Annotated in this window: 16 protein-coding genes; 4 read left to right on the forward strand and 12 right to left on the reverse strand. The window is 42.7% G+C overall.

Annotation, left to right across the window (positions count from 1 at the left end; all coding sequences use genetic code 11):
• Positions 1-57: 57 nt before the first annotated feature.
• Both FHT21_RS00405 and FHT21_RS00410 read right to left on the reverse strand, forming a co-directional pair.
• A complete protein-coding gene (locus FHT21_RS00405; protein WP_167292836.1) occupies positions 58-381 on the reverse strand; it encodes a nuclear transport factor 2 family protein in 324 nt (107 codons plus the stop codon).
• Positions 382-402: 21 nt separating this feature from the next.
• The gene (locus tag FHT21_RS00410) at positions 403-1,194 is read right to left on the reverse strand and encodes an SDR family oxidoreductase (protein ID WP_167292837.1); all 792 of its coding nucleotides are present in this window, start codon (positions 1,192-1,194) and stop codon (positions 403-405) included.
• A gap of 141 nt (positions 1,195-1,335) precedes the next feature.
• On the opposite strand from FHT21_RS00410, the gene FHT21_RS00415 reads away from it, so the two are divergent.
• Positions 1,336-1,722, forward strand: a complete 387-nt coding sequence (locus FHT21_RS00415) for a winged helix-turn-helix transcriptional regulator (RefSeq protein WP_167292838.1) — start codon at positions 1,336-1,338, stop codon at positions 1,720-1,722.
• Between the two features lie 134 nt (positions 1,723-1,856).
• Here FHT21_RS00415 and FHT21_RS00420 read toward each other — a convergent pair whose 3' ends face one another.
• The 10 genes from FHT21_RS00420 to FHT21_RS00465 form a co-directional block, all read right to left on the reverse strand.
• Entirely contained in the window at positions 1,857-2,717 is an 861-nt protein-coding gene (locus tag FHT21_RS00420) for an SDR family oxidoreductase (protein ID WP_167292839.1), read from the reverse strand.
• Positions 2,718-2,795: 78 nt separating this feature from the next.
• Entirely contained in the window at positions 2,796-3,365 is a 570-nt protein-coding gene (locus FHT21_RS00425; RefSeq protein WP_167292840.1) for a Crp/Fnr family transcriptional regulator, read from the reverse strand.
• A 178-nt stretch (positions 3,366-3,543) separates the two neighbouring features.
• Positions 3,544-4,374, reverse strand: coding sequence for an NAD(P)-dependent oxidoreductase (locus FHT21_RS00430; protein ID WP_243853811.1), 831 nt, complete (start codon positions 4,372-4,374; stop codon positions 3,544-3,546).
• Positions 4,375-4,434: 60 nt separating this feature from the next.
• Positions 4,435-5,289, reverse strand: coding sequence for a helix-turn-helix domain-containing protein (locus tag FHT21_RS00435; protein WP_167292841.1), 855 nt, complete (start codon positions 5,287-5,289; stop codon positions 4,435-4,437).
• Positions 5,290-5,429: 140 nt separating this feature from the next.
• Positions 5,430-6,338, reverse strand: coding sequence for a helix-turn-helix transcriptional regulator (locus FHT21_RS00440; protein WP_167292842.1), 909 nt, complete (start codon positions 6,336-6,338; stop codon positions 5,430-5,432).
• A gap of 8 nt (positions 6,339-6,346) precedes the next feature.
• The gene (locus tag FHT21_RS00445; RefSeq protein WP_167292843.1) at positions 6,347-6,703 is read right to left on the reverse strand and encodes a hypothetical protein; all 357 of its coding nucleotides are present in this window, start codon (positions 6,701-6,703) and stop codon (positions 6,347-6,349) included.
• Positions 6,704-6,706: 3 nt separating this feature from the next.
• On the reverse strand, positions 6,707-6,904 hold the full coding sequence (locus tag FHT21_RS00450; RefSeq protein ID WP_167292844.1) for a hypothetical protein: 198 nt from the start codon (positions 6,902-6,904) through the stop codon (positions 6,707-6,709).
• A gap of 19 nt (positions 6,905-6,923) precedes the next feature.
• Complete coding sequence (locus tag FHT21_RS00455; protein WP_167292845.1) at positions 6,924-7,358, reverse strand: DUF2147 domain-containing protein; 435 nt, start codon at positions 7,356-7,358, stop codon at positions 6,924-6,926.
• Positions 7,359-7,368: 10 nt separating this feature from the next.
• Positions 7,369-8,151 carry an SDR family NAD(P)-dependent oxidoreductase gene (locus FHT21_RS00460; RefSeq protein ID WP_167292846.1) on the reverse strand — a complete coding sequence of 261 codons (783 nt, stop codon included), beginning with the start codon at positions 8,149-8,151 and terminating at the stop codon, positions 7,369-7,371.
• 3 nt (positions 8,152-8,154) lie between these two features.
• The gene (locus FHT21_RS00465; protein ID WP_167292847.1) at positions 8,155-8,328 is read right to left on the reverse strand and encodes a hypothetical protein; all 174 of its coding nucleotides are present in this window, start codon (positions 8,326-8,328) and stop codon (positions 8,155-8,157) included.
• 61 nt (positions 8,329-8,389) lie between these two features.
• Here FHT21_RS00465 and FHT21_RS00470 point away from each other — a divergent pair, with 61 nt between their 5' ends.
• From FHT21_RS00470 to FHT21_RS00480, 3 genes are all read left to right on the forward strand, one after another.
• Positions 8,390-8,983 (forward strand): sigma-70 family RNA polymerase sigma factor, encoded by a 594-nt coding sequence (locus tag FHT21_RS00470; protein WP_167292848.1) that lies wholly within the window; start codon positions 8,390-8,392, stop codon positions 8,981-8,983.
• An 86-nt stretch (positions 8,984-9,069) separates the two neighbouring features.
• Positions 9,070-10,089 (forward strand): FecR domain-containing protein, encoded by a 1,020-nt coding sequence (locus FHT21_RS00475; RefSeq protein ID WP_167292849.1) that lies wholly within the window; start codon positions 9,070-9,072, stop codon positions 10,087-10,089.
• 37 nt (positions 10,090-10,126) lie between these two features.
• The gene (locus FHT21_RS00480) at positions 10,127-13,720 is read left to right on the forward strand and encodes a SusC/RagA family TonB-linked outer membrane protein (protein ID WP_167292850.1); all 3,594 of its coding nucleotides are present in this window, start codon (positions 10,127-10,129) and stop codon (positions 13,718-13,720) included.
• The last annotated feature ends 6 nt before the right edge of the window (positions 13,721-13,726 follow it).

Genomic DNA, 13,726 nt, shown 5'->3' on the forward strand with positions numbered 1-13,726 from the left:
AAGCTCTTCGTAGGAGCCCTTTGGACAGGATGACAATATAATACAGTCTCAATCCACTTATCCTGTAATGCTCAATGACTGTATCAAATCATTAGCTATTTCTAAATGATAACTCAATACAATAGGGCTTCCGTCAAATTTTCCTGAAGCTTCTGCTTTTAAAATGCTTTCCGTTTCTTTTTCTTCAAAGCTTAGGGGCTGCATGGTAGCCTCGTACCGCTCATTGGCATCCGCAATCCAATGTTCTATCTCTTTTCGTCCTTTGTGCGTTTTGCCTTCATCATAAACGATGGCTGTTTCGGAAAAACAATTTGCGTAAGCCACGCTATCAAAGTTGTTTTGCGTTTTTACTAAATCTGATACTACTTTCGGTAAGTTCATTATTTTTTATTTTTGAGGTTATTAAATAGTAGGTACAGTTCCACCGTCAATTACAAAATTTGTTCCTGTTAAATAATTGGCTCTTGGTGAAACTAAAAAACCAACTAATTCGGCTACTTCCTCCGGTTCGGCAGGCCTGCCATAAGGTATCCCGCCCAATGCATCCATTACACCTTGCTGCGCCTCTTCTACCGTACTATTTGCATTTCTTGCGATCTCGCCCAACCAGGCAATCGATGCTGTTGTGTTTATCCATCCTGGCGAAACCGTTAGCACACGGACACCTTTTGGCGTAACTTCATTAGATAAACTTTTACTGTAATTGATTAATCCTGCTTTTGCAGCGGCATACGGCAAAGTAGAATCGTACAGCGGCAATATGCCCTGAATGGATGCGATGTGAATAATGACACCACTTTTTCGGTCTATCATTTGTGGTAAAAAACCTCTGTCCAGCCTGACAGGTGCGAGCAGATTAGCTTGCAGGGTCGATTCCCAATCTTCATCATTCAACGTTGAAAAACCGCCGGCGGGTGTTGATGAACCACCAAGGTTGTTCACCAGGATATCCAGTCTGCCATACATGGACAGTACTTCGCTGATTACTTTTTGTGTTCCCGCGGCCTTACTCAAATCGGAAGGAATGAAATGCAGATTGCTGTTATCTTTTTCAGGAGCGTTTCTTGCGGTAATAATAACTGTTGCCCCGGCTTGCAAAAGCCTTTCTGCAATTGCACTTCCGGCTCCCTTTGTCCCTCCGGTTACCAGGGCAATTTTACCTGATAACTCATTGTTGAAATTAAACTGTTCCATTTTAATGTTCTACTTTTAAGAATTAATTACAGGACAAAATTGGCGCATAAAAGAAGTTTAGACAAGTACGGAATTACGATTCAGATAGGGATAAATTAGTCCCCTATTGCGTAGATTGATTCATACGTTTAATTTTACAAGATGTATAAGAGAAAAATAATACCGAACTTGAATTGCGGTCTTGACCTGATAGGTGAAGTACTTTACGGCAAATGGAAGATCCGTTTGCTTTGGTTTATCAATGAAGGACATAAAAGACCAAGTGAGCTGCAACGTAAAATACCCGATGCCTCGCGCAGGGTTTTAAATATTCAGTTGAAAGAATTGGAAGAACACGAACTGGTTACAAGAATAATCTATCCCGTTGTACCGCCAAAAGTAGAATATAACCTTACCGAATTTGGTAAAACGTTAATTCCCGTTATTGCTACATTAGGGCAATGGAGCGATGAACACGAAGACCGTTTGCGGGATGTAATTTTGAAACAAGTTGTGGGTTCTGATTTAGACGATACCCTAATCAGTTAATCTGTTTATCAACGGTATCTTTCTATTTTTATCTTCTTACATTAAAAAGGTGTTACCTGTAAATGCTCCAACAGGTAAAAACAAAAAAACAGCAGTTGCCTAAGCTACTGCCGTTCTCATTACATCCGTTCCGCTTACAATAACTCACCCATCCCGAACACCTTCAATCCTTTTGTAAATTGCTCTGCTACCGCCTGGTTGGCAGCTTCAATGTATTGGCCGGTTATAGGGTCGACTACCGTACGTAATGGCCTGGAGCCTTTTGGGGTACCGATCAATTTTACAATGGCATCCGCAACATCCTGTGGGTTGGGTTTTTTAGCCTGCATTTCTCCACCCAATGCGGCTACCATTTTGTTGGGTATAGCGGCAATGGCGCCGTAGCCCTCAAATACACTCTGATCAGATGCAGGATTGTTCTTTTGCTGCATTTCTGTCGGGAAAGCACCCGGCTCCACGAGCGCCACATCTATTCCTAAACGTTTCACCTCGTAATGCAGGCCTTCGCTTATTCCTTCCAGCGCAAACTTAGAGGCCGCATAAATGGTCGCGAACGGGAACGATACCCGCCCAAAGCCGCTGGTTACGTTAATAATTAGTCCCTCGGCCTGTTTGCGCATGGCAGGCAGCACTTGTTTAATCAGTCGCCAGGGGGCATAAACGTTGATATCAAAAGTAGTGTGCACATCGGCCGTGGTAAAGCTCTCGGCTACCCCGGTCATGGCGTAACCGGCGTTGTTCACCAACACATCAATAGTGCCTTCTTTGGCCAAAATGGCATCAACAGCCTGCTTCACGCTTTCATCGTCAGTCAGGGTAACGTCCAAAACGGTTATATTCTCAACTGCGGCTAAAGCCTGGGCCTTTTCAACATTACGTCCCTGGGTATCGCGCATTGTGGCATATACCTGATGCCCTAAGGCGGCCACGCTGTGGGCGGTAAGCCAGCCAAAGCCACTATTTGTTCCGGTTATTAATACGATCTTTTTGCTCATCTTTTTGTATTTTTAAATGAATAAGCAAAGGTTGAGAATGGCACTCAAAAAACATTTACCATTTGGTAAAAAGCATCGCTAGCGGATATTACGACGTATACGGCTCAGCGATTGCTGGGTAATGCCCAGGTACGAGGCTACATACGAAAGCGGAATGCGGTTGATGAGGTTGGGGAAGCCCTCGATGAACGACAAATATCGCGTGGTGGCATCTTCTGAAACCAGCGGACTGCGCCGTTCCATAGCCAGCGTAAGGCATTTTTTGACCATGTTGGCCTTCATCATTTCCCAACCTACAATGGTGTTAGATATCTCGTCCCAGTCCTTTTTGTTAAAAACCAGCACCCGGCAGTCGGTAACGGCCTGTACATATTCCGTGGCGGCGATTTGCGATTCAAATTTTTCGTTATCCACCACAAAATTGCCTTCGTCAACAAAATAATTGGTCACTTCTTCGCCCTTGTTGTTATAATAACAGAAACGGAACACGCCTTCCAGCACAAAGGCCACATAGCGGGGTACCTTCCCGGCTTCAGACAGGTAATCATCTTTTTTGAATTCTAGCATTTCAACCTTGCTCAGCAAAAAATCGATTTGTTGTTTGTTCAGGTCACCAAATTGCAGGATAAGATTTATTAATGCTTCCATTAGGTAAAGATAGCAGACATCGCAAAGCAGCCATTTACCATATGGTAAAAAATGAGCTGAGCCAGACACAAACACCCAAAGCCCCTGAACTATCCAGGAGCTTTGGGTTAGAGCGACTTAAAGAAGACGCCTGCCTCTTTGCTGTAATTCCGGCGTCGACTAAAAAATTATATAGCTGTCAGAGCAGGTTTTCTTGCGCCGCCTGGTGAACTGTTCTCACCGAAGCCCGGAAGCCTAAACCACGGGCCAGCGATGCATCGACATGCAGGTGCCAGGGGTTAACCAGCGGGGCTGCAGATGAGGCCATCGGTTTGCCAACAAGTTGCAATAATTCGTAAAGTGTTGTTGGTGCCTCATCTGCGATATTAACTACCTGGCCATCCATGATCCCTTGTAAAGCCATCATGATGGCGGTATATATATCGCGATGGTGGATCGTACTCATGCGCATTGCCGGATGAAATTTAGCGGCAACTACGTGTTTAGGCAATTCTTCCAGGTGGCCGTCGCCATCACCGTAAACAAAGGGGAAACGGAGAACCGACCCATTCAATCCGCTTTCGCGTAATTCCTTTTCTGCAGCCGCTTTACTGGCCGGATAGGCATGCTGCGGGCTAAGCGCATCGTCCTCACGGCCGGGGTGCGGGTTGTCTGCGTCATAAACATTACTGGTACTTGCCAATATGAAGCGGGCATCTGCAGCATTACGCTTTACGGCGTTAATGAGGTTGCGTGTACCCTCCAGGTTACTTTTCCAGATCAGGTCTGTATCCGGTGATCGGAATACGGCGGCCAGGTGAATGATGGCTACTGCATCTTTTACGGCCTCTTGCAGTGTCGGCTGATCGAACAAGTCGCCCTCTATAGGAGTTACTCCAGCCGGAACCTCTTTGCTACGTACCAGTGCAGAACAATCATATCCTGCTTCAACAAGGCGGGGCAGAAGCCTTGAGCCTACTAAGCCGGTTGCACCGGTTACCAATATTTTACCAAATTGTCTGTTCATCATGAATTATTTTTAGACAAAGGTGGTGCTAATGTAGTAGATAGGTTCGGACAAAAACCGCTTTTACAGGGACAAATCCTGATAAAAGGCAGCTATCGTTTTACCGGTTACTTTTTTGAACAAACGCGAAAAATAACCCGGGTCATTAAAGCCGAGTTCAAATGCCAGTTCCTTTACAGAGGTATTGGGTTCATTATACATCCGGTGCCGTGCCTCTATGATTAAACGGTCGATGATGAATTCCTTAGGTGAAACACCTGAATGTTGTTTTACGATCCTATACAAACCATCGGTGCTTAAGGCCAGCTTTTCTGCTATTTCCGTTATAGCAGGTTGCTCGGTAAGGTTATCTTCTACAAACAGCCTGAACCCTAAAAATTTATCAAGGCCCGCTGGCGCAGGTTTTTTATGCAGTACAAAATAAGCAGCATTTATTTCTGTAAGCAGGCTGTTCAGGTAAGCCAGTATCAGCTCCGGATTACTGTCGACAGTGTGTAACAGTTCTTTTAAAATCTTAAACGTATTCCAAAGCCTAAGTGCAGCATCAGGTAGAAAGCTGATTTTTTGCCGGTTCAGGGGATTGAGCAAAAAGGGGAATTTTCTCGGCAATCGTAAAAGACACTCGTCGTCAAATCCCAGTTTATAATAATCTCCGCTATGGCCAGTTGAAGGGAGTTGCCTGACCTGGTGAGGCAACGCAAAAAAGAGTTCATGTTTGCCTATTTCGATAAGCTCCCCGTCAATAATCTCTTGGCTGTTCCCCTGCAGCACGAAAAGAAAGAAATAATAAGGCAACCGCTGGGCAGAACCGTATTGACTCGCTGACTCCGGCGACAGATGCCCAAATTCAGGGGAAACAATACGTATGGAAAGCCCTTTGTTCTGACTCAGGTTTTCAGGAAAAGTTTTAATGGCCATAATTTCTAACGATCATCATTAAACAAAGTTACCCATTAATCGCTATCATTTATTTTAAGCAAGGTTAGGCTATCTCAAACGATTGGCAGAATAATTTGCCGGGCTACAAACCCGTTACGTCTGTTGCTAAAACAAATATTTCAGTTAAAGGATTGCCGGAAATCCAACGGACTTTGCTTTGTCTTGCTTTTAAATAATTTATTGAAAGACTGCGGATGCTCGAAACCAAGCTGATAAGCGATTTCACTTACCGACATCCTGGTTGTAGATAATTTTTCTTTAGCCTTCTCAATTAGCTTCTCATGGATGATCTGCTGCATTGTCTGGCCGGTTAGTTGTTTTAACAAGCTACTTAAATATTTAGAGGATAGGTTTAAAGCATCGGCAAAGTATTGCACGGTTGGCAGTCCTTTAGAAAGCAGGGCTTCGTTGTTTAAATAGCTGGTTAAAATTTCTTCCACCTGGTTTAATACCTGGTGGTTCGCGATCTTCCGGGTGATGAACTGGCGTTGGTAAAAACGTTCGGCATAATTCAGCAAAGTTTCCAGGTGCGAGATAATAATATCCTGGCTAAACTTATCCATATTGGAATAATATTCAGCTTTAATATTCCTGACCAGGTCATTGATCACCAGTTCTTCCTTGTCTGAGAGAAACAGTGCCTCACTGGTAGCATAGCTAAAGTATTCGTAGCGCTTGATCTTAACAGCAAGCGATGTGTTCCAGAGAAAGTCAGGATGTACGAAAAGCATCCAGCCATCCAGGTCAGGAGGTACACCGTTCTCTTCGCCACGCAGAATCTGGCCGGGAGACATAAAGGCCATGAGCCCTTCGTCAAAGTCGTATTTCTGTTGCCCGTAATGTAAGCCATCACATCCTCTTTTCATAGATATCACATATAAGTCGAATACAACCGCATCTATACCTGTGTCATTTCTCAGGCCTTTCAGGTCAACGATGCTGATCAAGGGGTGGTGGGGCTTAGAAAGCCCCATCAAACGGTGTATCTCCGTTATGGAACCGATCCGGTAGGGTTTGCTGTTTGCCATAATGCAAGTTACTTGAATTTAAACGGATATTTTAGCCATATCATCACTAATGGCATGATTAAAAATGGAATCTCAATTAACACCATACGGTAATTTCCCGCCCGCACCGCCAGCCCCATAATCATCGCGATCAGCATTGCATTCAGCATATTACCTAGGAAAAAGGTTTTGGGGATGAGCAAAAGCACGCCGACTGCTATGGCTACAGAAGCCAAATATGGAATGAATGTTTCGCTGATCCCTAAACTTTCCATCATCTTAACGGATTCCTCATTGTTTTTGTAATGCAGGGTATCCCAGGCATGTTTGAAGCTGAGCGTTACCGAAATGAACAGCAGCAGTGCGGAAACTATGTTTCTTATCATGGCTTAATCAAGGATAAAAGTGTTCATGATATAACCTCCGAGCAGGGCTAGCGGCATGCCGATCATTGCACTTGTTAAAGCGCTTTTGGCCTTATTTGGATAGGCCTTCCTGTGTCTGAAATAAAGGAAGAATCCAATAGGAGGGAGGGCATTGGAAACGATGAACCAAAACCTCGACAGGTGGTCTTTATGATCTTTCATGAGCATTGTTTTTAAAAATTTACTGAACCCTTTTCCATTTAAATGATTTTCCTACCAATGGGATGCCTTTGTAACCCCGGGTTTCAAGATCATTAGGACCTTTCAGTTTACCTTTTAAACTATAGGTATTTCCATCATCTACGCTATACAATTTGCCATCAACGTATTCGCCATCCTTGTAAACAAGATCGGTAATATGCGTAAGGCCTTGTACTGACCTCTTGCGGAGTTTTTCATCAGGATTTTTAACATCCTTCTTTGCTGTTTTACCATCTGCTTCGAACATCACCTTCGACCATAAGAGCTTGGCCGAGTACGTCTTACCTGCTTTGAATACCTCGATCTTATAATCGTCACATTTCCAGATCCCTGTAATTTCATCAGCAGGGAGTTTCTGTGCGAAAGCAGCCAGTGATAACAGCAGCGCAAACATTGCTAATATTGATTTTTTCATAACGGATTGTTTATTGTTTTTTATTGAGTTGTTTAAATTTTTCAAATTCCCTGTGGCCTAGCCTCATCAATTGCTTAGGCATCAGGCGGCTTAAAATTTTGATTACCTGAACCAGGAACGGCTTGATCTCGGGTGTGTCGTTTAGCAATCCTTTAATGGCTACACTAACCAGTTTATCCACGTCCATCATTTGGCTGGGATTAGGTGGCAGTACCCAATCATTCTGGAGATTGGTATTTACACCCGGAGGGATCAGCTCGAATACCTTGACACTGGTTTTGTTCAACTGCAAACGCAAGGCCTGGGAATAAGCATGAACACCTGCTTTTGAAGCGCTGTAAACCGGAGCCGTTGAGTAAGGCATAAAAGCAATGGCAGAGGAAACATTCACAATTGCTGCTGTACGCTTTTTAATCAGGTGGGGCAAAAACTGATACACCATCCGGATTGTTCCGGTAAGATTGATATCAATCTCACGTGTGATGTTTTCCAGGTCCTTGCTGGCGTCCTGAACATCAAGCAACCGCATCTCCCCTGCGTTGTTAACAATGATATTCAGATCAGGGAATTGTTGGGTCACCTCTTTATACAGGCGCTCAATATCCTGCGGGTTACTTACATCGCTTTGAAAGAGGTGTATATTTGGGAAACGCCTTTTGGTTTCATGTAAGGCCTCTGGTTTACGACCTGTAACAATGATTGTTGATTCTTGTTCGGTAAGTTGTTTAACAAGCTCCAAACCTATACCGCTGGTCCCTCCTGTGATCAGGATGGTGCTATTCTTTAAATCCATATATTACTCACTATTGTTGATACAAAGTTCGGCCAATGTGGGTAAGCCAATGTATCCAAAAGTCGCAAGGTTGTAGTCAAAAGGAAGATGATCGGCTTCGGCAACAGGTAATACTGTATGCCTGAGATCGGTACATACTAATTGTTTCCTGCCTGGCGATATGAAATAAAATAGCATATTCCCATTTCAAATTCTGTTTTGAGCTATTTTTTTTGGTTATTTGAATATTCTTCTCTAAGTGGCAAATGATTTAAATGATATAGACCTTTGGGGCAACCTGGTAAAGGGTAACAGAATTGCCTTGAATAGTATCTATTCGAGATATTTTTCTTCCCTTTATCAGTACGGTATGCGCATGTTACAGGATGAAGATGCTGTTCGCGATTGCATTCAAAACCTTTTTGTGCATTTATGGGTGAACCAAAAAAAACTCCCGCCGGTAAACAACCTGAGGGGTTACCTGATCTCTGCGCTAAGAAATAACATGATCAATTTTAAAAACGTTGAAGGAAGATTTCAAAAAGTAGACCTGGAAGCCAACGAGGTTTTTGATTTAAAATTTTCGGTTGAATCGGCATTTATCCAAAAGGAAGAGCAGACCGAGCAGGTCAGGCAGCTTTCTCTGGCCATGAATAAACTCACTCCGAGGCAAAAAGAGATCATTTACCTGCGGTATTTTGAAGAATTAGACTATGCTGAGATTTCTACGATAATGGATTTAAGCATAAAAGGCACTTACAAACTTAGCGCCCGGGCTTTAGAGGCACTTCGCGAAATTTTGAATATTGATAAAATGATGCTTTTAGCCATCTTGCTGAGCTTAAAGAATTAATTTTTTTAAAAAAAATAAAATTCCGTGGGGTAATTTCATTTTTTTTCTTGTCTTCATATTGAAAGACCTAAGAGGGGATGATCAATATGACCAGCAAACTTTACCATTCATTTCAAACAGAAGATTTTTTAGCTGACGAAGACTTTTTACGGTTCGTAAAATATAGTTATCCTGATGACGTAATCTTTTGGAGTAACTGGACGGAAAAATCGCCTGAAAACATTCAGGCATACCGAAGTGCGGTGATTCAGCTCAAGCTTATTTTAAGCGATAGCGAAATCGGTGTTTCTCCATCTTTTCGCGAAAATCTTTTAATGGATATAAATGATTCAATTAATGAGTTCGAGCGAAAAAGAAAGAACAAACGGATAAGAACAATCTGGCTTTCGGGTGCTGCAAGCATCATCCTGATGGCAACCTGTTTTTCCTGGTACTTCCTTTCTACTATTGTAGTCCGGGCAGATTACGCTGAAGACCTCCTGGTGCATTTACCTGATGGTTCTGAAGTGAGGATGAACAAAAACTCTACCTTAAGTTATGCCCGGGCCTTTAACTGGAAGGCAAGAAGGGAAGTTAGCCTGGATGGTGAGGCTTATTTTAAAGTTAAACACCTCAATTTAACACCAGACCAAATTAAACGGGGCGAACTTTTCGTAGCGGTTACCAATGGTGTGGCGGTGCAGGTTTTAGGTACAGAATTTAACCTGAAAGATCGTCATCACAAAACCAATGTCACACTTATAAAAGGTAAAATTCAGGTACAATCTAAAAAGACAGGCAGAAAGTATATGCTTCGTCCCGGAGAACTGCTTGATTTTGATGAGAAGGGAATTGCTGTTCAAAAGATGCAAACAGCTGAAGTCCAGACAGCCTGGTTGAGTGGCAAGATCATCGTAAACCAAACAAAGGTTAGCGATATCCTGCAAGAATTTGAGGATCTGTATGGCTACACGGTCATTGTCGATAACCCTGCACTTCTGCAAAAGAAAATAGACGGTGCCATCTCGATCAAGAGTGAAGAAAGCCTGCTCTTTACGCTCAAAAATATCTTAGATGTAGATGTCAAAAAAGAAGGAAAAACAATCTATCTGAAAAACAGGAATTAACTGTTTTATTAATATATCAACTAACAACCAAACAAAAATGAAAAAAAGATTTACCCGATTACTGGGCTGGATTTATCTGTTGTTTATGTCTGTGATTTTTGTTGCGCCGGCAATGGCGCAATCGGGGAAAACCATTTCAGTAGAAGCAGCACTAAATTCGATCTCAAAAAAATACAATGCTAAGTTTGCCTACGAGCACGAAATTGTGCAGGGCAAAACAACGGATGTAGAAAACTTAAAGGCAAAAAATCTTGATGAGGTACTGAAACGTGTATTGTATCCCAATAATCTGTTATTTCTATATGTGAGTGAAGGTAATTATACCATCGTAAGCAGAGAAACTACAATTTCTTCCAATCAAGGTGGAGCAATAAAACCTAATCCAGCTCCAGGTGAGCAAGAAATTTTTATCCAGGGACAAGTAACGGATGAAAATGGGGGCGCGCTTCCCGGAGCAACTATAAAGGCCAATATGTCTAACCGTTCGATCAGCGCTGATGCCAACGGAAAGTTTTCGATGTTGGTGCCAAACGGTACAACTGAGGTTTATGTGAGCTATTTAGGTTATGAAAGCAAAGTCTTCGGTGTTGCCGAACTCCAGAAAAACAGAAGCATTAGCCTAAAACCTGCCTCTTATTCTCAACTGGAAGATGTCAACATTGTATCCAATGGTTATCAGTCCCTTCCAAAAGAGCGCTCAACAGGTGCTTTCAGCATTGTAACCGCAGAGGACTTGAAGAAAACCCCCGTAGCCAACTTAATACAGCGTTTGGAGACAACTACTCCAGGTGTGAAAATCAGTTTAACTTCGGGTGATAATAGCTTTGTATATGGTAATAGTCAGATTGCTATTGGGGGTGATACCCGTACGGTAGGCAAGAGCGATTATAATATGCAGGTACGTGGAACAAGTACCTATTTAGGTGAAAGCTTTCCACTAATTGTTGTGGATGGTGCCATCACCCAGCTGGACATATCTACTATTAATCCAAATGATGTAGAAAACATTACATTTTTGAAGGATGCTGCCGCGGCATCGATCTGGGGAACACGGGCTGCCAACGGAGTAATGGTTATTACGACCAAACGTGGAATAAATAATCAGGCGCCAACGGTAAGTTTTTCGGCTACGGCCGCGATATCGAGCGCTCCGAATCTTGACTACCTACGTACAATGAACTCGGCTCAGACCATTGAGTATGAAAGAGAATTAGTGGACAAGGGTTTAATTGCTACACCAAATGCTGCAACGGCACTTGGACAGCCAATTGCTGATGCTACAGATCTATACTTTAAACTAAAAGCAGGTACTATTACCCAAGCCGCTTATCAGGATGCAATTGATCAATATACCTCTAGAGATAGCCGCGATCAGATCAAACAATATTTCTTGCAGCCTTCGGCCAACCAACAATATAATCTAGCAGTTAGAGGTGGTGGCAATGCATCCAACTACTTCTATTCTGCCTCTTACAGTAAGGAAAGACCATATGCCGTAGGAACCCAAGGTGAGCGTTTGACCATTACCCTGAACAATACTTTCAAGTTATTTAAAAAAGCTACCCTGACTACGAGTATCAAAGGTGCCTTTTTCAATCTAAAGAACAATGGTATTTCGCTGAACAGCTTTTACAGTCCAAGTGCCGTGACTTTCATGCCTTACAACCAGGTCGTAGATGATAATGGAAACCGTGTTCAACGCTCTAACCGTTATTATTCTGGATGGCAGAACACGCTTCCCAGTAAAGGTTTTCTGAACTGGGGATATAACGCGCTTGATGAACTTGACAATGCTGACAATACCCAAAAAGATAATAATTATTCGGCCAACATTAACCTTAATGTTCCTATTGTTAAGGGTTTATCGGCAACAGGCTTTTTTGGAACAGAACGCACCTTTAGTAAAACGCGCCGTTATTATAATGAAAACAGTTATTATTACCGCGACCAGGTGAATCTTTTCACGCCGCTTCCAGCAGCAGGTGCAACTACAACGACCAATTCCATAGGTCTTGTACCGGGCGCTGGTATCTTGTCACTGGTCAATACTACCAATAACAATTATAACGCCCGCGCGCAGCTGAACTATGATGATAAGATCGGAACGGATCACCAGGTTACTATGCTTGCCGGTACAGAAATCCGCCAAACTATAGTTGGACAGGGATTAAATACTTATTACGGCTACAATATGGGGACTGGTATATCACGTGCAGTAAACTATTTTACTCCTTATGCAACAGTTCAAGGGTTTAATCAAAGCCTTTCGGGGGCGCCAACTCAAGGGGACAAAACACGTCGCTACCTATCGTATTTCGCTAACGCTGCTTATACTTATAAACAAAAGTATTCCCTCACAGCCAGCGCAAGATATGATGATTATAACAACTTTGGCGTGGACCGTAAGTTCAGGGCTACACCGCTTTGGTCTGGAGGATTCAAGTGGGATGTGAGTAAAGAATCCTTCTTAAAGAACGAAAGCTGGATATCTAATTTAAGCCTGCGCACCACTTATGGCGTGAACGGAAACATCTCAACCACGCTTTTCCCTTTCACCTATATTTCAATCGGCAATGTGGATTCACCTACAGGACTTCCAACGGCTAGCATCATTGCGCCGGCCAACCCGGAACTGAGATGGGAAAAGACCTATGTTGCTAATATTGGTTTAGATTTCGGCTTTTTCAAAAATCGTTTGAATGGTACCGTGGATGTGTATAATAAAAAAGGAAGAGATTTATATTTTTCTTTCCCACTGAACGGAACTTATGGCTTTACGACACTAACCAGAAACTCTTCTAGAATGACCGGAAATGGTGTCGATTTGGGTATTGGCGGAACCATTATTCAATCTGGTGATTGGGAGCTAACCTCCAGACTAAATTATTCTTATAACACCAATAAAGTGGAAGATGATCGTATGGTAGCCAACTCTCAAACATTTTCAAGCCCAGCCTTTTCTCCTACCATCTCGGGATATCCCACTGATAGGCTTTTTGTTTACCAGAATGCTGGACTGGATGCCAATGGATTGACTTTGATTTATGATGAGACCGGAAAGAAAATTCCAGCTAACCAAAACATTACTTCTTTAGCTGCATTAAAATATGCTGGTAGAACAACTGCCCCTCACTTTGGTAGCTTAAATACCGCTCTAAGATATAAAGACTTTACCTTGATGGCGATTGCTACTTATCAGTTCGGAAGCGTATTCTTAAAACCGACCATTTCCGGGTACCCTACATTGCGTAACGGAACCAAATATGATTTGAGTGAAGATGTTGCACTTCGGTGGAGAAAAGCTGGTGATGAACTGACTACAAATGTTCCAGGTGTAGCCGGCACTTCATCTCCAGTAAGCTTAACCAGATATATGCAATCTGATATCAATGTGCTTAAAGGAGATTATATCCGTTTACGTGAGCTTTCTTTAAGTTACCGTATTCCGGTTGATAAGATTACTAAGGCAGTAAAAACTGCGGATTTTGGTTTTGCAGTTAGAAACCTTGGCCTATTGTGGACAGCAAACAAAGAGGGGATCGATCCTGATTTTACAGGAAACTTGAGCTCCACTACGCTTGGCCTTCCTGCAACAGTATCTTATAGCTTTTCATTGAACGTTAACTTTTAATCCAGC

The sequence above is a fragment of the Pedobacter sp. SG908 genome (assembly GCF_011759615.1).
Taxonomy (GTDB): Bacteria; Bacteroidota; Bacteroidia; order Sphingobacteriales; family Sphingobacteriaceae; genus Pedobacter; species Pedobacter riviphilus.

Bases quoted from the DNA above. Each gene is read 5' to 3' on its own strand.
- FHT21_RS00465 (WP_167292847.1), bottom strand. From the start codon at position 8,328: ATGCTATTTTATTTCATATCGCCAGGCAGGAAACAATTAGTATGTACC.
- FHT21_RS00435 (WP_167292841.1), bottom strand. From the start codon at position 5,289: ATGGCCATTAAAACTTTTCCTGAAAACCTGAGTCAGAACAAAGGGCTT.
- FHT21_RS00455 (WP_167292845.1), bottom strand. From the start codon at position 7,358: ATGAAAAAATCAATATTAGCAATGTTTGCGCTGCTGTTATCACTGGCT.
- FHT21_RS00420 (WP_167292839.1), bottom strand. From the start codon at position 2,717: ATGAGCAAAAAGATCGTATTAATAACCGGAACAAATAGTGGCTTTGGC.
- FHT21_RS00440 (WP_167292842.1), bottom strand. From the start codon at position 6,338: ATGGCAAACAGCAAACCCTACCGGATCGGTTCCATAACGGAGATACAC.
- FHT21_RS00405 (WP_167292836.1), bottom strand. From the start codon at position 381: ATGAACTTACCGAAAGTAGTATCAGATTTAGTAAAAACGCAAAACAAC.
- FHT21_RS00450 (WP_167292844.1), bottom strand. From the start codon at position 6,904: ATGAAAGATCATAAAGACCACCTGTCGAGGTTTTGGTTCATCGTTTCC.
- FHT21_RS00480 (WP_167292850.1), top strand. From the start codon at position 10,127: ATGAAAAAAAGATTTACCCGATTACTGGGCTGGATTTATCTGTTGTTT.
- FHT21_RS00410 (WP_167292837.1), bottom strand. From the start codon at position 1,194: ATGGAACAGTTTAATTTCAACAATGAGTTATCAGGTAAAATTGCCCTG.
- FHT21_RS00415 (WP_167292838.1), top strand. From the start codon at position 1,336: ATGTATAAGAGAAAAATAATACCGAACTTGAATTGCGGTCTTGACCTG.
- FHT21_RS00460 (WP_167292846.1), bottom strand. From the start codon at position 8,151: ATGGATTTAAAGAATAGCACCATCCTGATCACAGGAGGGACCAGCGGT.
- FHT21_RS00475 (WP_167292849.1), top strand. From the start codon at position 9,070: ATGACCAGCAAACTTTACCATTCATTTCAAACAGAAGATTTTTTAGCT.
- FHT21_RS00425 (WP_167292840.1), bottom strand. From the start codon at position 3,365: ATGGAAGCATTAATAAATCTTATCCTGCAATTTGGTGACCTGAACAAA.
- FHT21_RS00430 (WP_243853811.1), bottom strand. From the start codon at position 4,374: ATGATGAACAGACAATTTGGTAAAATATTGGTAACCGGTGCAACCGGC.
- FHT21_RS00445 (WP_167292843.1), bottom strand. From the start codon at position 6,703: ATGATAAGAAACATAGTTTCCGCACTGCTGCTGTTCATTTCGGTAACG.